Below are 21,633 nucleotides of genomic sequence, written 5' to 3' on the forward strand. Positions count from 1 at the left end.
TATAACTAATGATGGGAATGATAATGGACAACACGCAGCCGGAAGTGGGTCGTACGCAAGATACGACGATCGCCATCCTGTCCCACGTTGGCGGCCTGTTCACCAGCTGGGTGGCGCCGCTGATCATTTATTTGATCAAGAAGGATGATGCGGATAAATTCTCGGCCGAGAACGCCCGCGAAGCGCTCAATTTCCAGATCACCCTGATCATCTGGTATTTCGCCTGCTTCGTCCTGTCGTTCGTGCTGATCGGCCTGTTCCTGTTCTGGATCGTGGCGCTGGCCAACCTGGTGTGCTCGATCGTGGCGGCAGTCAAGGCCAGCAATGGAGTCACTTACCGCTACCCCCTGACCTTGCGTCTGGTCAAATAAGGCTGCGCCGGCCGCCGGGTTTCAGCCCGGGCGGCCGGGCAGTATCAGCAATGACGCAAAGTCGGGCGCCACCGCGCTGGTGGCGCCTGTTTCGTGCGACCACAGCACGACCACCGGCTCGCCCGATGGTCCCGTTTGCGCATAGTCAAAACAATAGTAATCGCCCGTGCCGAACTGGGCGAAGGGCAGCAGGGCGCTGGCCTCGTTGCCGCCATCCACATTCTCCAGCCATTCCTGCCAGCCCGTGTTGTAGTAGCGCTCGATCGATTCCCACGTCTTGCGCGCATTGGCCGCGTCGTGGACGGGAAATACGCTCAAGGCGCCCAGCGCGCGGCCATTGTTCACCAACAACCATTGCACGTAGGACGCGGGCAGCGCTCGCCCCAGCGCCTGTTCGGCGTCGGCGATCGCCTCAAGCGTGGTGCCGATGGACTTGCTCTTGTTCATGTTGCGGGAAGGCGCCAGTTTCAGGCGGGGGCGGGCGGCGCGGCAGGCGGCGTGCTGGCACGCGGGGCTTTTTGCGGCGTGACCTTGCCGCCTTCGGCGATCCAGCGGCGGTACACGCGCAGGGCCACTTGCGCGTCGTCGGCCGCGTACAGTATCTGCTTTTCCGTCAGGCGCGACGTGGCCCAATTGGTGGTCGAGATCTTTTTCGATTTCTGCAGGTGCAGGCCGAAGAACTTGGCCACGGCCGTCTTCGCACCCAGGTCGTTGCGCTGGCCGCCGCGCAGGGCGACGGACAGGTCGAGCACCTGGGCCGGGGCGATGCCGAGCTTGTTGCGCAGGCGCTTGACGTCGTCGGACAGGCCGAAACCCACTTTCAGGGTGGTCGTCGATTCGAGGATGGCTTTGAGTTCGGCCAGAGCCGGCGCCGGCGTGCTGCCCACCTGGAACAGGTAGGCGATGTCGTCGGTGGCCAGCTGGATCAAATGCGGACCCGTGGAAGACTCGCCCTTGACGAACGTCGGCTTCGATTCCGTATCGAAGCCGATGGCGTCGGCCGCCAGCAGGGCGGTCATGGCCGCCTGCGCATCGTCGCTGGTGCGTACCAGCTTGACGTGGTCGAGGGTGATGCCTTGATAGGGGGGCAGTGGCGGTGCGGCAACTGTGTCCATGAAACCGGATCAGCCCTTGCGCGAGAATTTCGCGGTCAGCTGATTCAGTTTTTCCAGGCGCAAGCGGTTCGCTTCTTCGGCGGCGGCCGCGTCGCGCTCGGCTTTCTTGCGCTCGGCTTCCTTCTTGAAGCGCTGCTGCAATACCTGCGTGGCGTGATCGCGGTGGGTTTGCGTCACTTCCGCGCCGGCAGTGCCGTCGAGGTCGTAGCGTACCTTGGCTTTTTCCATCACGCGCAGGTAGCGCAGCGAACCCGTGTGGATGCCCAGCGCCGTGCGCATCAGCTTGCGGTCCAGGTCCGGCAGGCGCGCCAGGATCTGCTTGTCGATACCGATGGACAAGGGCAGGCAATCGCGGAATGGCGGGAATTGCTCCTGGAACTGTTTCAGCAGGGCGCGCGCGGTCAGGCCGGCAGGCGCCGGTGTGGTCGCTGCGGCCGGTGCCGCCGCTGGGGCTGCATCGACTGGCGTGTCAGGAGTGGTGGCTTGCTGGTCTGGCGTGGAGCTGGTCATCGACATCATTGGTTGGGCTATAAAAGGGGAGCATAGCACGCGCCACAGGCAAGTGCATTGTCTTTTTTGGCAACTTGACCTGCGATAAGCGGCTTCGCGCTACAGCCGACGCAGCGCGAAATGCGGGAAATGTGTATAATGTCGGCTTGCGCTGATGACTGGACCCCGTTTTCGACGGTCTGGCTCAGGTGTGCAGGGGATAGGAGCAGTGCGGTGCAGGGCCATCATTATTGTTATTTTTGATATCAGATATTTTGCTTATCAATTATCCAGATAACTGGCCTTCGTGCATAATCTTGCTCTCCGCTGTGTCTTCACTGAACAACAATAGATTCAAGCCCGTTCTGGTACGGGCTTTTTTTCATTCCGCAATGTACATCGCTTATTTATCTGACCCGGCTTCGGCCTCGCCGTACGGTCCGCCGCTCCGCATGACGGATGCGCGGGCTTTGAACGTCCCGATAGACAGGCGCCGCTGCCGTTAACACGGCAGCCGCAACAATACGCTCCATCGAGTCCGGTTTCGCAGGCTTAGGTGGAATCATTCACTTCGCGCCGACACCATCTGGTCTCGCATTAAGAGATATCTCATGAAGAATACGCCAAAAACTTTAACGTTGTCCGCCAAGGCGCCACGCCCAGCCGCGGCGCCGCTTGCCGTACCCAAAACGACTTTATCTTACTTCATCGATAATGCGCAAGCGAATCCGGAAGCCACCGTCACGACGGCGCCGACCGTCGTCACCGTGGTGAAGAAAAGCCGCTCGCGCCTGGCCGCCGTGCCACCGGCCGGGACGGCAGCGGAAGCGCCCGTCGCCGCGCCGGCCGTCGAGGCCGTTGCCGAGGTAGTCGAGGCTGCACCGGCCAAGACGCCGAGCGTGAAGATCGCCCCGGGCGCCAAGGCCCCGGCCGCGCCGCGCAAGGTCAGCGAAAGCGCCGCCACGAACAAAGTGGTGACGGCTGCCCGTTCGAAAGTCGTGCGTGCCAAGCCGGAAGCGGCGCCCGTGACCATCATCACCGGCGCGCAAGTGGTCAGCAAGACCACGGACGCCGATGCCCTGGCCGCCATCGATACCTCGAATTACTTCCTGCCAACCGTCAAGGTGCCAGGCCGCCGTGGCCGCAAGCCGAGCGAATTCACGCCGGAAAACGATGAAGTGGCGGCACTGAACGCCGTCGAACGCGCCGAACTGAAGGCCGTGTCGAAAGCGCGTGACCGCAAGGCCAAGGGCGGCCTGGCCGATGCGCTGGGCGATCCGGAAGCATCGGCAGCGGACCTGGAACGCCGCCGCAAGCAGATCACGGGCTTGATCAACATGGGCAAGGAACGCGGTTTCCTGACCTATGCCGAGATCAATGACCAATTGCCGGAAAACATCATCGATCCGGAAGCGATCGAAGGCATCATCGCCACCTTCAACGACATGGGTATCGCCGTCTACGAGCGCGCCCCTGACGCGGAAAGCCTGTTGTTGACTGACAACGTCGCCACCGTCACCAGCGACGATGAAGTGGAAGCGGCTGCCGCGACCGCCTTGTCGACCGTCGACTCCGACTTCGGCCGCACCACCGACCCCGTGCGCATGTACATGCGTGAAATGGGCGCCGTGGCGCTGCTGACGCGCGAAGGCGAGATCGAGATCGCCAAGCGCATCGAAGGCGGCCTGAAAGACATGATCCAGGCCATTTCCGCCTGCCCGACCACGATCGGCGAAATCGTCGCGCTGTCGCAAAAAATCGCGCGCGACGAAATCAAGGTCGATGAAGTGGTCGACGGCTTCGTCGATTTGAACGAAAGCAATGCCCCGGCACCGGCCGCTGCCGCCGCGCCTGCCGCCGCCAGCGCTGACGACGAGGAAGAGGAAGAAGAAGCCGAGGAAGAAGACGGCGACGCCAATGGCGGCGCGGCCGGTTTCTCGAGCGAGCAATTGGCGCAACTGAAAAAGAATGCGTTGGAGAAATTCAACGTCATTTCCACGCAGTACGACAAGATGCGCAAGGCGCCAGAGGGCTACAACTCGAAAGCCTACATCAAGGCGCAGGAAGCCATTTCGCAGGAATTGCTGGGCATCCGCTTCACGGCCAAGGTCGTGGAAAAGCTGTGCGACACCTTGCGCGGCCAGATGGAAGAAGTGCGCCACATCGAGCGCGCCGTACTGGAACTGTGCGTGAACAAATGCGGCATGCCGCGCGCCCACTTCATCAAGGTGTTCCCGGGCAATGAATGCGACCTGGAATGGGTCGACCGCGAAGTCGATTGCAAGTATCCGTACAGCGCCATCCTCAGCCGCAACGTGCCTGCCGTCAAGGAACTGCAAAAGAAGATGATCGACCTGCAAGCGCGCGTGGCCCTGCCGCTGGCTGACTTGCGCAAGATCAACAAGCAGATGGCTGCCGGCGAAAAGCGTGCGCGTCACGCAAAACGCGAAATGACGGTCGCCAACTTGCGCCTGGTCATTTCGATCGCCAAGAAATACATCAACCGCGGCTTGCAATTCCTCGATCTGATCCAGGAAGGCAACATCGGCTTGCTGAAGGCCGTCGACAAATTCGAATACCGCCGCGGCTACAAGTTCTCGACCTACGCCACCTGGTGGATACGCCAGGCCATCACGCGTTCGATCGCCGACATGGCCCGCACCATCCGCGTGCCGGTGCACATGATCGAAACGATCAACAAGATGAACCGCATCTCGCGCCAGATCATGCAGGAAACGGGTAGCGAGCCGGACCTGGCGACCCTGGCCGTCAAGATGGAAATGCCGGAAAACAAGGTGCGCGAAATCATGAAGATCGCGAAAGAACCGATTTCCATGGAAACGCCGATGGGCGAAGATGGCGATTCGCAACTGGGCGACTTCATCGAAGACAACACGACCCTGGCGCCGCTGGACGCCGCGCTGCACGCATCGATGCGCAACGTGATCAAGGAAGTGCTCGATTCCCTGACGCCGCGCGAAGCGAAAGTGCTGCGCATGCGTTACGGCGTGGAAATGTCGAACGACCACACCCTGGAAGAGGTGGGCAAGCAGTTCGACGTGACGCGCGAGCGCATCCGCCAGATCGAGGCGAAAGCCATGAGCAAGCTGCGCCAGCCTTCGCGTTCGGACAAGCTGAAAACGTTCTTGACGCAAAACTAAGCAGTCGGCAGGTAATGAAAAGGAGGCGCAAGCCTCCTTTTTTTCGTCCATACCAGCAGGGTATAGATTTTCTGTTTTTGTGGCGCACCATTTTTTGTCCGCTACGGCGGCCAAGTTGAACAAGGCATCTTCATAGCGCTCAATGCTGTGTTTGTGATCGAGGAGTGCATCGACTAACGTATGGCTGACAATGGGGCAAGCGCCGTAGCAACCGCGGCCCTGTCTTTATCCCAGCTTGCAGTTCCTGCCGCAAGCATCGGACTCAGTTCGCCGCCATGCTTGTGCATGGCGCTCAGGCCTGCCTGAATGGGTTTTTAAAAAACTCAACGGTGGTGCCGGCGTTGGCAGCTACGTGTAACTTGGTGGGTACCACTTCCAGCGGCGCTCGATTAAGGCTGTCAATAGCCCGCTTTGGGGGTGTGGCGCAAACAGTTTCTTTGTTGATAATGCTATCGATTTTTGCTTTTAGCCTGGCAGGCAATCTCGTCGGTTCATTTTGGCCTCGACGGTGAATATCTTGGCGTTTTTGTATTCGACGATGTATTGGCGATGTTGAAAGGCGGATAGAATCCGGTCGCTGGTGACCGAACACGTTCATGGATTAGCAGCCTGTCGCCCACCATGAAGCGAGTGCCGAGACTAATGCTGGCGCGATGGTGGCGCAATAGAAGACTGCGTCGAAAAATACTGATGAGAGTGGTAACTGTTTTGCATTTCTATGCGCATGGTAATGACGATAACGACGGAAGGAGGGCCGGCGCGAACACCGGCGCTCAGGTGATTCCTGTCAGCCAGGTGGCAAGGTTAATGCATAGGCCTCGATATCGGGAATCAGGCGATCGAGCATTTTCTGGGCAAGTTTTACCCGCGCCTCGGCGCCGTTGGTATTGTACAGATCCAAGAGGGAATCGCCTTCGGTCGAGACCACTTTATAGCGGTGCAGCGAAGGGGACGTTGCGCCACTGACTAGCATGGAGATATCGAGCAGAAATTCAACTCTGTCGCCATTGAACCTTGCGCGGTCGATATTAATGGCGATCATAATATCCGCTTTCTCTGCCGTGTTGCTTGTGATGTCCTTGACGATGCCGAGCCTTAGGAGTTCCTTCTTCAGTGATGCCGCAAATTCCTGCTGGGAATCAGACTCGAAAACCTTGCCATTTGATTTTTGCGCCATCGGAATCAGAATGCCGCCAGCAGGCATCAGGGTGGTACTGTTGATGCCACCAATGCCGCTCGACGTGATGAGTATGCTCGCTGTCTTATCTGTTCTGACCTTGGCGACACCCTTATAAGACAGATTATCAATAGGAATGGGGGCGATGACACAGCCAGACAACATCGTCGCCAACATGGCGGCATTGGAAAGTCGCGATATGAGTTTCATTGTTTTCCAAAGTTACCGTGATAAAAAATGTCAGTATATCAACTTATGGGAAAATAAACACCCTCCACGTTGTGATGCCGTTCAGCTAAGACTGGACTGCATTTTCATCTGGGGCTTGTAAATGCCGAGGTCTGCGGTTCGCCCTCCGGATTATGTTCGATGACAATCTCCATGTCCTGGCAAGCCACCTTGCGGACGCATGGCAATGTCGAGACCCGTGAACACTCCGAGGTACAAACTTATTTTACAGCGAATGCGGACGCTGGCCCAGCAGGCCGGCACGGAAGTGGCGCCGCGCGCGGTACAGCGCCGCGCCGCAGGCGGCGGCGATGACGGTCATGAAGAACCAGTCCAGCGGGTTGCGGCGCGGCGGTGGCGGCGACGCTTGCGACGGCACGGCGAAGGCCTGGAATTTATGTCCCGTGTAGACGGCGCCCACCACGAGTCCGGCGTCCGTGATCTTGTTGGTCAGGTACAGGCCGTCGTCGCGGCGGCGCACCGTCATCACGCCTTCCTTGTAGACAAAGGTCATCGGTTCATAGCCGTTGATGTTGACGCTGCCGACCACGTGTCCGGCCGCGTTGACGGCCGTGGCGTAGCTGTCGCCCTGGCCGATCATGGCGCCCAGATCGAGCATGCGCTTGCCGTCCCAGGCAAACGCGTGCCAGCGGCGCTTTTCCGTTTCCGAGGCGCCCACGATCAGACCCGCGTCGTTGATGGCGGTGGCCGAGCTGATGCGTCCGCCGGGCAGGGTGCCGATTTCCTGCATGCCCGCACCGGGGCGGTAGACGAAGGCGCGGCGGTAGCCGTCGTCGCGCTGGGCCGTGCCCACCACCACGCCATGGCTGTTCAAGCCGCTGGCATAGCTGCTGGCGCCGCCCAAGGTGCCCAGGTCTTGCAGGCTGTGGTCGGCTTTCGTCACAAAGGCGTGGAAATCGCCGCCGCTCGTATCGGCATAGCCGGCTACCTGGCCGCCGCGCGCGATGGCCGTGGCGTAGCTGCTGGTGCCACCCAGGGTACCCAGGTCGCGCATGCCGTCCGCCGCATCGTAGCGGAAGGCATGCCAGGCACCGCTGGCCGTCTGCGCCGAGCCGACCACCACGCCATGGATATTGATGGCCTTGGTGAAACCTTCATCGCCGCCCAGGGTGCCCAGCTCGCGAAGGCGGCCATGCTGATACGTCACGGCGCGGCGCCGTCCTGCTTCCTCCATGATGATGCCGGCCACCAGGCCCGCCGGATTCAGGTCGGACGCGATGCTGCCATTGCCATCCCTTTCGCCAAAGCCCCGTTCGGCATAGATGGTGGCGCTGGCGGTGGAGACGGCGGCCAGCAGGCACAGGCCGAGCAGCGGGGCGGGGAAGCGGGAGAACCGTGGCGGCATGATAGTTTCCTCAAAAAAAACTTACTATACTTTTTTATGCCGCAGATGCATACTTAATTTGCTACTATTTTTGCCAATGTTTGTATGTCGTCATGCTCGGCTGGCGCGCTTTTCCTGGGCTGCGGCACGTGGATGGCCAGCACGGTGCCCTGGCCGGCCTGGCTGTCGATGCGCAGTTCGCCGCCCAGCGCGTGGACGCGTTCGCGTATGCTTTTCAGGCCGAAGGTAGCCTTCTTGCCGTGGTCGTCCGGCTGCATGCCGATGCCGTTGTCGCTGATGCGCAGCACGATGGCATCCTTATCTTGCGCCAGCGCCACTTCCACTTCGCTGGCCTGGGCATGGCGCACGATGTTCGACAACGATTCCTGCAGTACGCGGAAGATGGCCGACGTTTGGCGCTGGTCCAGGCCCAGGTCCGGCGCCTCGCTGTCGAGCGTGAGCCGGTAGCGGATGGCGCCGCGGCCCTCCATCTGGCGGATCAGCCATTCGGCTGCCGGGCCCAGTCCCAGCTCCAGGGTGCTGGGATGCAAGTCATTGATGATGGTGCGCACGGAGCGGATGGTGGTATCGATGGTGTCGAGCACGCGCTGGGCGTGGCGGTGCAGGCGCGGGTGGGTCTTGGCGGTGCGCGCGTGCAGCAGCGACACGTCGATGCGCAGCACCATCAGGTTCTGGCCCAGGTCGTCATGGATGTCGAGCGCGATGCGGCGCCGCTCCTCTTCCTTGATGGTTTGCTGATGGTCGCTCAGTTCGCGCAGCTGGGCCAGGGTGCGTTCCAGGCTTTCCTCGTTGCGCTTGCTGTCGGTGATGTCGATGGCCATGGCGATGATCATCTGCGGCTGGCCATCGGCGTTGAACACGGGTTTCTTGTGCGTCTGCACGAGGCGGTTTTCCTGCAACTGGGCGTTCCATACCAATTCTTCGCGTATCACCACCTTGCGGCTGGCAAACGCTTCCCGGTCCGCCGCATGGAAGCCCACGTTCTGGTCGCTGGGAAAGTGCTTCAGGTCGCGTCCTTCGGCGATGTCCTGGTGGCGCACGCCCCATTGCTGTTCGCAGGCCTGGTTCATCAGCACGATGCGCGAATCGGCATCCTTGAGGAACAGCGACAGGGGCATCATGGAAATGATGTCCTGCAGCCGCTCTTCGCTGCGCGCCAGCGCCGCTTCCGTTTGCGCGCGCATGGCGATTTCCGCGGACAGTTGGAGATTTACGTCGAGCAACTGGGCCGTGCGCAGGGCCACGCGGTTTTCCAGTTCCGCATGGGCCATGCTCAGCGCGTGTTCTGCCCGTTTTTGTTCGGTAATGTCGCTGGCCATCACGAGCGCTCCCGTCAGCCTGCCTTGCGGGTCGTACAGGCAGCGGCCGCTGATCATGGCCCAGCGTTCCGAACCGTCGCCGTGCCGGTACTGCAGTTCGCCCATGCAGCTGCGTTCCTGTTCGCGCCTCAGCGGGCACAGGCGCAGCAAGGTCGCTTCGTCGTGGTATTCGCTCATCTTGTGGCCCAGCAGCTTTTCCGCCGGCATGCCCAGCATGTCGCACAGGCGCTGGTTGATGTGCAATATCGTGCCTTGCGCATCCGTTTGCCACATGCCGTCCTGCGCCGCGTCGCTCAGGTCGCGGTAACGCATGGCGCTGGCGTCGAGCTGCAGCCGCGTGTTGGCCAGGTGGGTGCGCAGCTTGCGCATCAGCCACATGGCCGTGCCGGCCGAGGCCGCCAGCAGCAGCGACAGCCAGATGTGCTCCCAGAAGTCGAGCTCCTGCCAGGCCGCGCCGGCCAGCCAGCCCAGCATGATCAGGATGAGGGCGGCGCATGCCGCACTCAGCGTTTCAATCGACCATTTGCTCATCCGCGTTCCTGGCGTCATGGTTGGCCGCTGCCGTGCGCCTGGCGCCGGAGTGGGAAAAAGTGTCAGCCGCTAGTGTAATACCAAATGTTGTTTTCTTGAGAATATTTTTCCGTTGGGAAAAAAAGGCCGGCCCTTGCGGTGCCGGCCCCGGCCTGCCGATGGCAGTGCGACCTTATCAGCCCGTGTTGCGCAGCCCGGCCGCGACGCCATTGATCGACAGCTGGATGCCGCGGTGGACCCGTTCGTCGACCTTGCTGGCGCTGGACAGGGCGCGGTTGCGCTTGATCAATTCCACCTGCAAGTGGTTCAGCGGGTCGAGATAGGCGAAGCGGTTCTGGATCGAGCGGGCCAGCAGCGGGTTGCCCGCCAGCCGTTCCGTATTGCCGGTGATCAGTTCCAGGCAGCGCAAGGTGTTGCCATGCTCGTCCGTGATGCGCTTGTAGATACGTTCGCGCAATTCCTGGTCCGCCACCAGTTCCGCATAGCGCGAGGCGATCGCCAGGTCCGTCTTGGCCAGCACCATGTCCATGTTCGACAGCAGGGTGGCAAAGAATGGCCACTCCGCGTACATGGCGCGCAGGGTGGCGATCTTGTCATCCTTCGCGGCGCTGTCGGCCTGGTTGATCCAGGCTTCGATGGCGCTGCCGAAACCGAACCAGCCCGGCAGCAGCAAGCGGCACTGGCCCCAGGAAAAGCCCCAGGGAATGGCGCGCAAGTCTTCGATGCGCTGGTTGGCCTTGCGCGAGGCGGGGCGCGAGCCGAGGTTCAGTTCGGCGATTTCCGCAATCGGCGTGGCCGAGAAGAAATACTCCGTAAAGCCCGGCGTTTCATACACGAGGTGGCGGTAGGCGTGATAGGCGAGGTCCGACAATTCCGCCATCACGGCTTCGAACTGCGCCAGCTGGCTGGCGTGCGCGGGATTGGCTGCCTGCGGCGCCAGGCTCGCTTCCAGGGTGGCGGCGACCAGCAATTCCAGGTTGCGCCGGCCGATTTCCGCATTGGAAAACTTCGACGCGATGATCTCGCCTTGCTCCGTCAGACGGATCTGGCCGTTGACGGTGCCCGGCGGCTGGGCCAGGATGGCTTCGTAGCTGGGGCCGCCGCCACGGCCCACCGTGCCGCCGCGGCCATGGAACAGGCGCAGCTTGACGCCGGCCTTCTGGAAGTCGGAGACGAGCGCCAGTTCCGCCTTGTACAGTTCCCAGTTCGACGTGAGGAAACCGCCATCCTTGTTCGAGTCGGAATAACCGAGCATGACTTCCTGCAACTGCCCCTGCTTGGCGATCAGTTGCTTGACCAGCGGCAAGGCCATGACCTGGCTCATGATGCCGGCCGCGCGCTGCAGGTCGGGGATCGTCTCGAACAGGGGGATGACCATCAGCTCGCACGTGCTGTCGCCGTCGCCTCCCGCTGTCCAGTCCGTGCGCAGCAAGCCTGTTTCCTTTTGCAGCAGCAATACTTCCAGCAGGTCGGACACGGTTTCCGTGTGCGAAATGATGTAGTTGCGGATGGCCCGCGCGCCGTAGCGCTGGCGGATGTCGCGCGCCGCGCGCAAAATCGCCAGCTCGGAATCCGTTTCCGCCGCATAGCTGATATAGGGCGAATACAGCAAACGCGGCTGCGCCAGTTCGTTCAGCAGCAGGGCCTGCTTGTCTTCCTCGGACAGGGCCGTGTAGTCGGCGGCCACGCCGCTTTTCGCGAACAGGTCGGCCAGCACGCGCTCGTGCACGTCCGAGGTCTGGCGCATGTCGAGCGAGGCAAGATGAAAACCGAAGATGTCGGCCGCGCGCGCCAGGGTGGCCAGGCGCGGGCGCACGAGGGCGGCGCCGTGGTGCGACTCGAGCGAGGCGACGATGGTGCGCAGGTCGGCCACAAAGGCGGCCGCGTCCGGATAGGCCGCGGCCGCACCCACTTCCTTGCGCAGGATGTTGGTGGCGCCCAGCGCGCGGGCCGTGGCGGCCAGGCGCGCATAGATGCCGATCAGGGCGCGGCGGTACGGCTCGTCGCTGCGGTGCGGCGAAGCGTCCGGCGACTGGTCGGCCAGCGCCTGCAGTTCGGCGCTCACGCCCACCATCAGGGTCGAGACGGACAATTCCGCGCCCAGCGCGTGCACTTCGTCGAGGTAAAAGTCGAGGATGGTGGTGGCGTGGCGCGCCAGCGCATGCTGCATGGTGCCCGCGTTGACGTTCGGGTTGCCGTCGCGGTCGCCGCCGATCCAGCTGCCCATCTGTACGTAGGCGGCGTTGATCGGGTCTATCGTGCCGTTGCCGTTCGGGTACTCGGCGGCGACGTCTTCCTCGATGTCGTCATACAGGCCCGGCAGTTCGCGCAGGAAGGTGATGCGGTAGTAGGACAGGGCATTTTCGATCTCGTCGGCCACCGTCAGCTTCGAATAGCGCAGCATGCGCGTCTGCCACAGGGTGGCGACGCGCGAGCGCAGCAGCTGCATGTTGGCTTGCCGTTCTTTCGGCGTCTGCGGCAAGTCGCGCTCGGCCAGCAGGCGGGCGATGTCGTGCTCGGCGTCGAGGATGCTCTTGCGCTGCACTTCCGTCGGGTGGGCCGTCAGCACGGGCGCGATCAGGGCGTCCTGGAAAAAGGTGTCGACGGTCTTGCGCGGCACGCCGGCGGCGCGCAGTTTTTTCAGCGCGAAGCTGACGCTGCCCTTTTGCGCAGGGGAACCAGCCAGCAGGTGGGCGCGGCGGCGGCGGATGTGGTGCTGGTCTTCCGCGATGTTGGCCAGGTGCGAAAAGTAGGAAAAGGCGCGCACGACGGAAATCGTCTGTTCGCGGCTCAGTTCCTTGAGCATGGCGTCCAGTTCCAGGGCCGCGTCCGCGTCCGCTTCGCGGCGGAAGCGCACGGAAGTCTGGCGTATGGTTTCCACCACATTGAAGACGGCGTCGCCTTCCTGTTCGCGCAGCACGTCGCCCAGCAGGCGGCCCAGCAGGCGGATGTCTTCTTTCAGCGGCGCGTCCTTGTCGGAGCCGGCCGCTGGAACTATTTCTGGTGCTACTGCGTCATTGAGCATAATAAAGAACCAAAGTAAGTGTAAAAGCAAGGGAATGTGGATCGCACCGGGCGTTTGGCCGCAGAGGGGAGGGGGCGCATGATAAAATTTGTGGTCTTCAACATGGACGCTAGCCTGACTTGGCCTTCTAGGCCAAGGGATAACGATTATAGCGACGCCGGGCACCATTTCGATACAAATTGATATCGGACGGGCGAATTGGCAACGATAATGACAACGACAGCCACAGCGAAAGAACTTGTTTTGAAAGCATCCGAATTGACCCCGAACGAATTGAATATTCCTGCCCGCCTGGTGATCGCCACGCGCGAGAGCCGTCTTGCCATGTGGCAGGCTGAACACGTGCGTGCGCGCCTGGCCGCCCTGTATCCGCAGTGTAGCGTTGAAATTCTCGGCATGACCACACGCGGCGACCAGATTCTGGACCGCGCCCTGTCCAAGGTAGGCGGCAAGGGCCTGTTCGTCAAGGAACTGGAAGTGGCGATGGAAGAAGGGCGCGCCGACCTGGCCGTGCATTCGCTCAAGGACGTGCCGATGGAGTTGCCGCAAGGCTTTGCCCTGGCCGCCATCCTCGAACGCGAAGACCCGCGCGACGCGTTCGTGTCGAACGACTACGCCAGCCTGGCCGAGCTGCCGCACGGCGCCGTCGTCGGCACCAGCAGCCTGCGCCGCCAGTCGCTGATCGCCGCGCGCTATCCGCACCTGACGATTTTGCCCCTGCGCGGCAACCTCGATACGCGTTTGGGCAAGCTCGACCGTGGCGATTACGCCGCCATCATCCTGGCCGCCGCCGGCCTGAAACGCCTGGGCCTGGCCTCGCGCATCCGCGCCGTGCTGGCGCCGGAAGACAGCCTGCCGGCGGCGGGCCAGGGCGCCATGGCGATCGAGATCCGCAGCGGGCGCGCGGATGGTGCCGACCTCGTGCGCCTGCTGGCGCCGCTGAACCACACGGCCACGGCGCAAGCCGTCACGGCAGAGCGCAAGGTGTCGAAGATTTTCGGCGGCAGCTGCCAAATTCCGCTGGCCGCGTTCGCCACTGTCGAAGGCGACAACATGCGCCTGCGCGCCATGGTCGCCACGCCCGATGGCGCGCGCATGGCCAGCGCCGACGTCGGTGGCCCGGCCGACGCCCCCGAACAGCTGGGCGAACAGGTGGCCGAACTGCTGCGCGGGCAGGATGCCGCCGCCATCCTCGCCTCGTGCTTTGTTACTCCCGACAACCATGAAGGCCTGGCGCCGCATGCCTGACACTGTGGTGATCACGCGGCCCGCGCAACAAGCGGGGCCGCTGGCCGCCAGCATCGCGGCGCTGGGCTTGCCCGTAACGCGCTTGCCGCTGCTGGAAATCCACGCGCTTGACGGCGAGGACGAATGCGCGCACTTGCAGGCCGTGCTGGCGCGCCTGCGCGAGTTCGACTTGGTGGCCTTCGTGTCGCCGAACGCCATCGACTGCGTCTTTGCGCACTTGCCCGCCTGGCCGCTAGGTGTGCCGCTGGCCGTGGTGGGCGAGGGCAGCCGCATGGCCCTGGCCGCGCATGGCGTCACGGAGGCCAACGCGGCCATCACCAGCCCGTTTGACACGGCGCGCAGCGATTCCGAACATTTATTGCTGGCGCTGGACTTGCCGGCCCTGCGCGGCAAGCGCGTGCTGATCGTGCGCGGCGATGGCGGACGCGATTACCTGGCCGACGGCTTGCGCGCGGCCGGCGCCGAAGTCGAGTTCGTCACTGCCTACCGCCGCAAGGTGCCGACGCTGACGCCGGCCTTGCGGGCGACCCTGGAAAACCTGTTGCAGCATAATAATGACTGGATCATCACCAGCTCGGAAGCGCTGCGCGGTTTGCTGGCGCTGCTGGGCGAAATGGATGCTGAAAAGACGGCTGTTGTGAAAATGCAACAGCAGCATCTGATCGTGCCGCACGCCCGCATTGCACAAACGGCGGCGGCCCTGGGTTTTGCCCGCGTCACCCTGACAGGATCAGGCGACGCAGGAGTGCTCGCCGCGTTACAATCACGACCATGAACGAAATGCCTACACTCTCCGAACCGAATGCAACGCCTGGCAGCGCCGTGAAGACGGCGCCGCAGGCGGCCGACCAACCTGCCGGCCGCGCGCCGACCCTGCTGGAACAGCTGCAAAAGCCCATGAGCATCGCCGTCATCGTGCTGGCCGTGCTGCTGGCTGCGCAAAGCTGGTCGTCCAGCAAGCAGATCCGCAACCTGCGCGAAGAAGTGGCCAAGCGCCTGCAAAAGGGCGATGTCAGCAATGCCGAAACGGGCGTGCTGGCGCGCAACGTGCAAGAAGGCACGAAAGAGCTGCAAATCAAGGTGGGCGCGCTGGAAAACCGCCAGAGCGAAACGCAAAGCCAGCAACTGGCGCTGGAACAACTGTATAACGACTTGTCGAAGAACCGCGACGAGTGGGCGCTGACGGAAATCGAGCAAGTGCTGTCGACGGCCAGCCAGCAGCTGCAGCTGGCCGGCAACGTGCCCGGCGCGCTGATCGCCCTGCAAAACGCCGACCGCAGCCTGTCGCGTTCGGACAAGCCGCAATTCATCACCATCCGCCGCGCCATCGGGCGCGACATGGAAAAACTCAAGGCCCTCCCTAGCGTCGATTCGACGGGCGTGGCCCTGCGCCTCGACGCCGTGATCGCCCAGATCGATTCGCTGCCGATGCTGTCCGACGAAACGCCGGCCTTGCCGGCCGCGCCGGAAAAACCGGGCAAGGCCAAGCCCGTGCGCGATGCCAGCGGCAAGCTGATGGGGCCGCCTGCGCCGGAACCGCTGCTGCAAAAAGTGCGCGACGGCTTCAATACCTGGAGCGGCGACATGTGGGCCGACGTGCGCCAGTTGATCCGTATCCGCCGCGTCGATACGCCGGAAGCGCTGATGCTGTCGCCGACGCAATCGTATTTCTTGCGCGAAAACGTCAAGCTGCGCCTGCTCAATGCCCGCATGGCCTTGTTGTCGCGTAATGAAACGGCTTTCCGTAACGATTTGATCGCTGCGCAGGATGCGCTGGCCAAGTATTTCGACACCCGCGCCAAGAGCACGCAGACGGCGCAAGCGCTGCTGCGCCAGGTGCAGGGTAGCAACCTGGCCATCGAAATGCCAACCTTGTCCGACAGCCTGACGGCTGTGCGCAACTACAAAGCGAAGTCCTGAGCCCATGCGTCTATTTCTCTGGTTACTCGCCCTGATGGCCGCGGCGATCGGTATCGCCGTGACGGCCCGTTTCAACCCTGGCAACGTGGTGCTGTTCTATCCGCCATACCGCATCGATTTGTCGCTGAACTTCTTCCTGCTGCTGGAGGTCGTGCTGTTCGTCCTGCTGTACCTGCTGGTGCGCGCCGTGCGCGCCACCGTGCGCATGCCGGCGCAAGTGGCGGCCTACCGCCAGCGCAAGCGTGAGCGCGACGGCAACAAGGGCTTGCGCGAAGCCTTGAAAGCCCTGTTCGAAGGCCGTTTCGGCCATGCCGAGAAGGCCGCCTTGCGCGCCGCCGAGCTGGACGAAAACGCCGGCCTGGCCGCGCTGATCGGCGCGCGCGCCGCGCACCGCATGCGCCAGTCCGAACGCCGCGACAGCTGGCTGGCCCGCGTCGAAGGCGATGCCAGCCTGAAGACGGCCCGGTTGATGACGGTGACGGAATTGCTGGTCGACGACCACCAGCCGGAAGCGGCCCTGGCCGCCGTGCGCGAACTCAATGCCAGCGGCACGCGCCACATCCACGCCCTGCAATGGTCGCTCAAGGCCGAGCAGCAGGCGAAGAACTGGCCGGAAGTGCTGCGCCTCGTGCGTTCGCTCGACAAGCACCGCGCCCTGCATCCGGCCCTGTCGTCGCGCCTGCGCGAACTGGCCTACGACCATTTGCTGTCCGACCCGTCGCATGACGCGGAATCGCTGATGCGCGTGTGGTCCACCGTGCCGAGCAGCGACCGGGTCAAGCCGTATATCGCCTGCCGCGCCGCCACGGCCCTGAATGCGCGCGGCCTGCACGACGAAGCGCGCCTCGTGTGCGAAGAGTCGCTGGCCGCCGACTGGGACGAGCGCGTCGTGCGCGCCTACCGCGAAGCGGCGGCGCCGAGCGGCACGCCGGCCCTGCTGCTGCAGATTGAGCACTGCGAGCAATGGATGAAACAGCGTCCGCTGGATGCGGAACTGGCGCTGACCTTGGGCACCTTGTGCCTCAAGCAAAAACTGTGGGGCAAGGCCCAGCGTCACCTGGAGCAGGCTTTGTCGGACGCGAACGAGCCGCAAATGGTGCGCGACGCCCACCTGAAGCTGGCGCAGATGCACGATGCCTTGCAGCAGACGGAACAGGCTGCCGCCCATTACCGGCAGTGCGCGCTGGCGACCATCCTGTAAGCGACTTGTTTCTTCAGGCGTAAAAAAGCCGTTCAGTACAGACTGAACGGCTTTTTTTTGCGCTGCTACTTTGCTATTTTACTTCTTCGCGCTTTACTTCTTCTCTACGGCAGTGCCTTCCGGCAAGGCATACGCGACCAGGGTGTCGCTCATCTTCGTGCCCAGCGAACCGTGGCCGCCGGCCATGACGACGACGAACTGGCGTCCCGACTTGTTCGACACATAGCTCATCGGCGTAGCCTGGCCGCCAGCTGGCAGGCGGGCTTTCCAGATCACTTTACCGTTGCTGACGTCGTAGCCGCGGATGTAGTAGTCGAGCGTGCTGCTGAGGAAGGTCACGCCGCCACCTGTGGTGACCATGCCGCCCAGGCTGGGCACGCCCAGTGGCAGCGGGATCGGCACGGGGCCGCTGTCGCGCGTGGTGCCGTTCTTGTGCATCCACACTTTCTTCATCGTGCGCAGGTCGACGGCGGCCACATAGCCCCACGGCGGTGCCTGGCACGGGAAGCCCAGCGGCGACAGGAAGGCCTTGATTTCCACGGCGAACGGGACGCCCGTCTGCGGCTGCAAGCCCATTTCGCCACCGGTGCCGCCCTTGGCCGTCGTTTCCGCGCGCGGCACGAGTTTTTCCAGGAAGCCCATGTAGTCGGGGTTGACGATCAACAACTGGCGCACGGGGTCGATGGCCGCGCCACCCCATTCGAAGATACCCAATGGACCCGGGGAAATGACGGCGCCCTTGCCAGCCGTTTGCGGCGTGAACGGGCCTTCATAGCGGCGTTCCTTGAAGATGATGCGGCAGGCGAGCTGGTCGAATGGCGTCGTGCCCCACATGTCCGCTTCGCTGATATTGCGCTCTGGCAGGAACGTGAGGGCCGAGAACGGCTGCGTGGGCGACAGGGTGTCGCCGGCGGCAGGATTGCTCGTCGGCACGGGTTTTTCCGGCGCGGGCACGACCAGGCTGCCGTCGCGGCGATCGATCACGTAGATGTCGCCGCGCTTGGTGGTGGCCACGACGGACGGCACTTTGCCTTTCGGCGTGTCGATGTCGACCAGGCTGGGTTGGCCGCCGATGTCCATGTCCCAGATATCGTGGTGCACGGTCTGGTAGACCCAGCGCACTTTACCCGTCGCCAGGTCGAGCGCGACAATGGCGCTGTTGAATTTCTCGCCGTTCTTGTTGCGGCTGCCGCCCCAGGTATCGGGGGTTTCATTGCCCATCGGAATGTAGACCATGCCCAGCTTTTCATCGATGCTGGCCACGCCCCACGAGTTGGGCGAGTTGTTGGTGTAGTTCTTGCCTTCAGGGAAGGGCTGCGTATCTTCCGGCGTGGCCGGGTCCCAGTTCCACATCAGCTTGCCGGTGACGGGATCGTAGCCGCGGATCACGCCCGACGGCTCTTCCGTCGAGTGGTTGTCCGTCACGCTGGCGGCGATCACGGCCATTTTCTGCGACACGGCCGGCGGCGAGGTCGGCATCAGGAAACCGCGCTTGATCATCGCCATGTTCTTGTACAGGTTGACGACGCCGTTGTTGCCAAAGCTCTTGCACGACTCGCCCGTATCGGCGTTCACGGCGATCATGGTGCCGTCCATGGTCGGCGCCAGGATGCGGCGCGGGCATTCCATGCCGGCGGCTTCCGGTGCGGGATTGTTCTTCGCGCGGCCCGCGTTCACGTCCCAGTACGCCACGCCGCGGCAGATCATGTGCTGGTAGCTGGCCGCGTCGCGGTTGATCTTCGGATCGTGGCGCCAGATTTCCTTGCCCGTGTCCGGGTTCAGGGCGATGACGATATTGTGCGGCGTGCACAAATACAGCATGTCATTGACCTTCAGCGGCGTGACTTCGTTGGCGATCTCGCCCGGATCGTTCGGTCCCTTGAAGTCGCCCGTGTGGTAGGTCCAGGCTTCTTTCAGGCCGGAAATATTGGCTGGCGTGATTTGCGCGGCAGGGGCATAGCGGTCGCCATAGCCGGAGCGGCCATACGCGGACCAGTCGTTGTGCTCGACGCCGGGCGCCAGGTCGCCCGTGGCGGTGGCGGCCATGTTTTCGGCCGGCACGTCGCCATGCAGGTCATGGTAGTCCTGGAACAGGGCGATGACGCCGGCGATGACGGTCAGGCCCACGGCGGCGGAGAGGGCCGTCTTGCCCGCGTGCCCCTGTTTCGCTGCGGCGGCTGGCGCCAGGCGGCGGCTGACGAAGGGCAGCAGCAGCCAGACGGCGGCGGCAAACCAGATATCGAGGCGCGGCAGCAATTGCCACCAGTCGAATTTGACTTCAATGAGGGACCAGATCAGGGTGGCGAGCAGCAGGAAGGCCATGAAGGGCTGCGCGCTGCGCTTGCCTTTGAAGACGAGCGCGCCTGCGATCAGCATGCCTATGCCGGCCAGCAGGTAGTACCAGGAGCCGCCCAGAGAGGCGAGCCAGATGCCGCCGCCCAGCAGGGCAAGGCCGAACAGAATGAAAATAACGCCGGTGACCTTTAATAAAGGCCCGGGCCGGAAAGAGGGAATCATCATATTCCTTTTTGCAAGGATTTATCGGTGGCGCGCGGAGGCGCCATATTGAATCTAGCGTAGGCTTTGTTTGCAGAGTATGCGAAGTTTTGGAAACACCAGAATGTGACAGTTTATCAGAATTGATGATTGTCTTCTGGTCGCGCCACTTTTTGGAAGGTCCGCCATTTGAATCAATAAATGCTGCAAATAAGCGCAAATATTATGCTGGAAGAGGGGATTCCCGGGCTGGAGGGAGGTATTGAAGCGGCTGCGTCGCCATGCGCGCGCATCGCGGAGAGAATGAAATTGAAATCGTTGTTATAAGTGACTGCATAAAATGCAATATCAAATACCATAACCACGTTTGCCGCATGGTGATATTGAATTGAAAATAGGCGGATATAGGCGGCATTAACTCGGGGGCGACCGTAGTAATGCTTAAGTGTTTCTACTTATTATTTTTGGTGGCCTGTTTATACTCCCGGTGGCAGGCGGTGGTGTTCGGCGGGCCGGGTATGCCACTGTTGCTGGCAGGACGCGCAAAACGCCGACGGGCTGCTGCTGCATCGCACAAGCGGCCTGTACTTCGCTATAATTGCGCGGTTAAAACACCACCCGCTAATGAGGAACCCCATGAGTTTGAATAACGTCTCTTCCGGCCGCGACCTGCCGAACGATTTCAACGTCGTCATCGAAATCCCGATGAATGCCGATCCGATCAAGTACGAAGTCGACAAGGAAAGCGGCGCGATCTTCGTCGATCGCTTCATGGGTACCGCCATGCATTACCCGTGCAACTACGGCTACGTGCCGAACACCCTGTCGCCGGACGGCGACCCGGTCGACGTGCTGGTCATCACCCCGTTCCCGCTGATCCCTGGCGTGGTCGTGCGCTGCCGTCCTATCGGCGTGCTGAAAATGACCGACGAGTCGGGCGAAGACGCGAAAGTGCTGGCCGTGCCAGTCGACAAGGTCCTGTCGATCTACAGCCACTGGCAAAAGCCGGAAGACTTGAACGAACTGCGTCTGCGCCAGATCCAGCATTTCTTCGAGCACTACAAGGATCTGGAAAAAGGCAAATGGGTCAAGATCGACGGCTGGTATGGTCCTGAAGTGGCCAAGGAAGAGATCCTCGGCGGCGTCGCCGCCTACAAGGCAGATGCTGAAAAAGCAGCTTCCTGATTAGCCGCCCGCGCGACAAACCGCGGCTTGCAGCCGGTTTCCCTGCCGTGTGCGAGTAAAAAGCGCCTCCTGCTATCATGGCGGGAGGCTTTTTTTTGCCATAAGTATCATGCTTTCCGAAGGATGACGTCGCTTCGCCACGACTGATTTATTATTAATAGTTCAATCTTTCAATAAATCACAGGGAGGTAATATGCATACCGGGCATTTATTCATGCGTTCGTGGTGGGTGCTGGCCTTGCGGGGGCTGGCGGCCCTCATCTTTGGCGCGATCACCCTGGCGTGGCCGGGTGTCACCGTGCTGTCGCTGTTGATGGTGTTTGCCGCTTACGCGTTGCTCGGCGGCGGCGCGTCCGTGATCGGCGCGTTCAGCAACCGCAAGCATGGCGGCGACTGGTGGGCTTTGCTGCTTCTGGGTATCTGCGGCCTGGCCGTAGGCATATTGACCATCATCAACCCGCTGCTGACAACGTTTGCCCTGATCGTCATGATCGGCGTCAATGCCCTTGTTTCCGGGGTGTTCGACATCGTGCTGGCGATCCGCCTGCGCAAGGCGATCCAGGGCGAATGGTTGCTGGTGCTTAACGCCGTCATCTCCATCGCCTTCGGCATCCTGATCTTGCTGTTTCCCGCAGCAGGCACGTTCGCCCTCGTGTGGATGATAGGCGTGTATGCCTTGCTGACGGGCATCTTGCTGCTGACCCTGGCATGGCGCGCCTACAAGCTGCACAAGGATGGCGCCGCCACTTCCAGCCCCGGTCGTTCGACCGCCTGACCTGGCTCAATGACGTTGGATGAATG

General features: G+C 62.2%; 16 protein-coding genes. 8 read left to right on the top strand and 8 right to left on the bottom strand.

What is annotated here, in order from left to right; all coding sequences use genetic code 11:
• Positions 1–23 precede the first annotated feature (23 nt).
• On the top strand, positions 24–371 hold the full coding sequence (locus CLU90_RS27555) for a DUF4870 domain-containing protein (protein WP_175539418.1): 348 nt from the start codon (positions 24–26) through the stop codon (positions 369–371).
• A gap of 21 nt (positions 372–392) precedes the next feature.
• Here the strand turns inward: CLU90_RS27555 and CLU90_RS27560 are convergent, their stop codons facing one another.
• Genes CLU90_RS27560 through CLU90_RS27570 form a run of 3 tightly spaced genes read right to left on the bottom strand, consistent with a single transcriptional unit; the run spans position 393 to position 2,005 of the window.
• Positions 393–818 (bottom strand): SMI1/KNR4 family protein, encoded by a 426-nt coding sequence (locus CLU90_RS27560; RefSeq protein ID WP_100429307.1) that lies wholly within the window; start codon positions 816–818, stop codon positions 393–395.
• A 20-nt stretch (positions 819–838) separates the two neighbouring features.
• The gene (locus CLU90_RS27565) at positions 839–1,486 is read right to left on the bottom strand and encodes a 3'-5' exonuclease (RefSeq protein ID WP_092718769.1); all 648 of its coding nucleotides are present in this window, start codon (positions 1,484–1,486) and stop codon (positions 839–841) included.
• 9 nt (positions 1,487–1,495) lie between these two features.
• Positions 1,496–2,005: a ProQ/FINO family protein gene (locus CLU90_RS27570; RefSeq protein ID WP_034758713.1), complete on the bottom strand. Its 510-nt coding sequence runs from the start codon at positions 2,003–2,005 to the stop codon at positions 1,496–1,498.
• Positions 2,006–2,586: 581 nt separating this feature from the next.
• Here CLU90_RS27570 and rpoD point away from each other — a divergent pair.
• Positions 2,587–5,136 (top strand): RNA polymerase sigma factor RpoD, encoded by a 2,550-nt coding sequence (gene rpoD, locus CLU90_RS27575; RefSeq protein ID WP_100429308.1) that lies wholly within the window; start codon positions 2,587–2,589, stop codon positions 5,134–5,136.
• A gap of 787 nt (positions 5,137–5,923) precedes the next feature.
• On the opposite strand, the gene CLU90_RS27580 is transcribed toward rpoD, so the two are convergent.
• The 4 genes from CLU90_RS27580 to ppc form a co-directional block, all read right to left on the bottom strand.
• A complete protein-coding gene (locus CLU90_RS27580) occupies positions 5,924–6,523 on the bottom strand; it encodes a hypothetical protein (protein WP_092718774.1) in 600 nt (199 codons plus the stop codon).
• Positions 6,524–6,767: 244 nt separating this feature from the next.
• Entirely contained in the window at positions 6,768–7,907 is a 1,140-nt protein-coding gene (locus CLU90_RS27585) for an HAF repeat-containing protein (protein WP_100429309.1), read from the bottom strand.
• A gap of 53 nt (positions 7,908–7,960) precedes the next feature.
• Positions 7,961–9,757, bottom strand: a complete 1,797-nt coding sequence (locus CLU90_RS27590) for a PAS domain-containing sensor histidine kinase (RefSeq protein WP_198511272.1) — start codon at positions 9,755–9,757, stop codon at positions 7,961–7,963.
• A gap of 175 nt (positions 9,758–9,932) precedes the next feature.
• Positions 9,933–12,782, bottom strand: coding sequence for a phosphoenolpyruvate carboxylase (gene ppc, locus CLU90_RS27595; protein WP_100429311.1), 2,850 nt, complete (start codon positions 12,780–12,782; stop codon positions 9,933–9,935).
• 243 nt (positions 12,783–13,025) lie between these two features.
• Between ppc and hemC the strand changes: the two genes are divergently transcribed.
• From hemC to CLU90_RS27615, 4 genes are read left to right on the top strand one after another with little or no spacing between them, the layout of a single operon-like run.
• The gene (gene hemC / locus CLU90_RS27600; protein WP_092718784.1) at positions 13,026–14,030 is read left to right on the top strand and encodes a hydroxymethylbilane synthase; all 1,005 of its coding nucleotides are present in this window, start codon (positions 13,026–13,028) and stop codon (positions 14,028–14,030) included.
• Positions 14,023–14,805 carry a uroporphyrinogen-III synthase gene (locus CLU90_RS27605; protein ID WP_092718862.1) on the top strand — a complete coding sequence of 261 codons (783 nt, stop codon included), beginning with the start codon at positions 14,023–14,025 and terminating at the stop codon, positions 14,803–14,805. Before hemC ends, CLU90_RS27605 begins: the two co-directional genes overlap by 8 nt.
• Complete coding sequence (locus CLU90_RS27610) at positions 14,802–15,950, top strand: uroporphyrinogen-III C-methyltransferase (RefSeq protein WP_092718787.1); 1,149 nt, start codon at positions 14,802–14,804, stop codon at positions 15,948–15,950. The genes CLU90_RS27605 and CLU90_RS27610 overlap by 4 nt, the downstream gene beginning before the upstream one ends.
• 4 nt (positions 15,951–15,954) lie before the next feature.
• Positions 15,955–17,151 carry a heme biosynthesis protein HemY gene (locus tag CLU90_RS27615; RefSeq protein WP_092718789.1) on the top strand — a complete coding sequence of 399 codons (1,197 nt, stop codon included), beginning with the start codon at positions 15,955–15,957 and terminating at the stop codon, positions 17,149–17,151.
• A gap of 93 nt (positions 17,152–17,244) precedes the next feature.
• Here CLU90_RS27615 and CLU90_RS27620 read toward each other — a convergent pair whose 3' ends face one another.
• On the bottom strand, positions 17,245–19,671 hold the full coding sequence (locus tag CLU90_RS27620; protein WP_232731351.1) for a membrane-bound PQQ-dependent dehydrogenase, glucose/quinate/shikimate family: 2,427 nt from the start codon (positions 19,669–19,671) through the stop codon (positions 17,245–17,247).
• A gap of 612 nt (positions 19,672–20,283) precedes the next feature.
• Here CLU90_RS27620 and ppa point away from each other — a divergent pair.
• The gene (gene ppa, locus CLU90_RS27625; RefSeq protein ID WP_071324543.1) at positions 20,284–20,832 is read left to right on the top strand and encodes an inorganic diphosphatase; all 549 of its coding nucleotides are present in this window, start codon (positions 20,284–20,286) and stop codon (positions 20,830–20,832) included.
• 214 nt (positions 20,833–21,046) lie between these two features.
• Complete coding sequence (locus CLU90_RS27630) at positions 21,047–21,607, top strand: HdeD family acid-resistance protein (RefSeq protein ID WP_092718793.1); 561 nt, start codon at positions 21,047–21,049, stop codon at positions 21,605–21,607.
• Positions 21,608–21,633 lie beyond the last annotated feature (26 nt).

The organism is Janthinobacterium sp. 67, from assembly GCF_002797895.1.
Lineage (GTDB): Bacteria > Pseudomonadota > Gammaproteobacteria > Burkholderiales > Burkholderiaceae_D > Janthinobacterium.

Bases quoted from the DNA above. Each gene is read 5' to 3' on its own strand.
- CLU90_RS27615 (WP_092718789.1), top strand. From the start codon at position 15,955: ATGCGTCTATTTCTCTGGTTACTCGCCCTGATGGCCGCGGCGATCGGT.
- CLU90_RS27555 (WP_175539418.1), top strand. From the start codon at position 24: ATGGACAACACGCAGCCGGAAGTGGGTCGTACGCAAGATACGACGATC.
- CLU90_RS27585 (WP_100429309.1), bottom strand. From the start codon at position 7,907: ATGCCGCCACGGTTCTCCCGCTTCCCCGCCCCGCTGCTCGGCCTGTGC.
- CLU90_RS27580 (WP_092718774.1), bottom strand. From the start codon at position 6,523: ATGAAACTCATATCGCGACTTTCCAATGCCGCCATGTTGGCGACGATG.
- CLU90_RS27590 (WP_198511272.1), bottom strand. From the start codon at position 9,757: ATGAGCAAATGGTCGATTGAAACGCTGAGTGCGGCATGCGCCGCCCTC.
- CLU90_RS27610 (WP_092718787.1), top strand. From the start codon at position 14,802: ATGAACGAAATGCCTACACTCTCCGAACCGAATGCAACGCCTGGCAGC.
- ppc (WP_100429311.1), bottom strand. From the start codon at position 12,782: ATGCTCAATGACGCAGTAGCACCAGAAATAGTTCCAGCGGCCGGCTCC.
- ppa (WP_071324543.1), top strand. From the start codon at position 20,284: ATGAGTTTGAATAACGTCTCTTCCGGCCGCGACCTGCCGAACGATTTC.
- CLU90_RS27560 (WP_100429307.1), bottom strand. From the start codon at position 818: ATGAACAAGAGCAAGTCCATCGGCACCACGCTTGAGGCGATCGCCGAC.
- CLU90_RS27570 (WP_034758713.1), bottom strand. From the start codon at position 2,005: ATGATGTCGATGACCAGCTCCACGCCAGACCAGCAAGCCACCACTCCT.
- CLU90_RS27620 (WP_232731351.1), bottom strand. From the start codon at position 19,671: ATGATGATTCCCTCTTTCCGGCCCGGGCCTTTATTAAAGGTCACCGGC.
- CLU90_RS27605 (WP_092718862.1), top strand. From the start codon at position 14,023: ATGCCTGACACTGTGGTGATCACGCGGCCCGCGCAACAAGCGGGGCCG.
- rpoD (WP_100429308.1), top strand. From the start codon at position 2,587: ATGAAGAATACGCCAAAAACTTTAACGTTGTCCGCCAAGGCGCCACGC.
- CLU90_RS27565 (WP_092718769.1), bottom strand. From the start codon at position 1,486: ATGGACACAGTTGCCGCACCGCCACTGCCCCCCTATCAAGGCATCACC.
- CLU90_RS27630 (WP_092718793.1), top strand. From the start codon at position 21,047: ATGCGTTCGTGGTGGGTGCTGGCCTTGCGGGGGCTGGCGGCCCTCATC.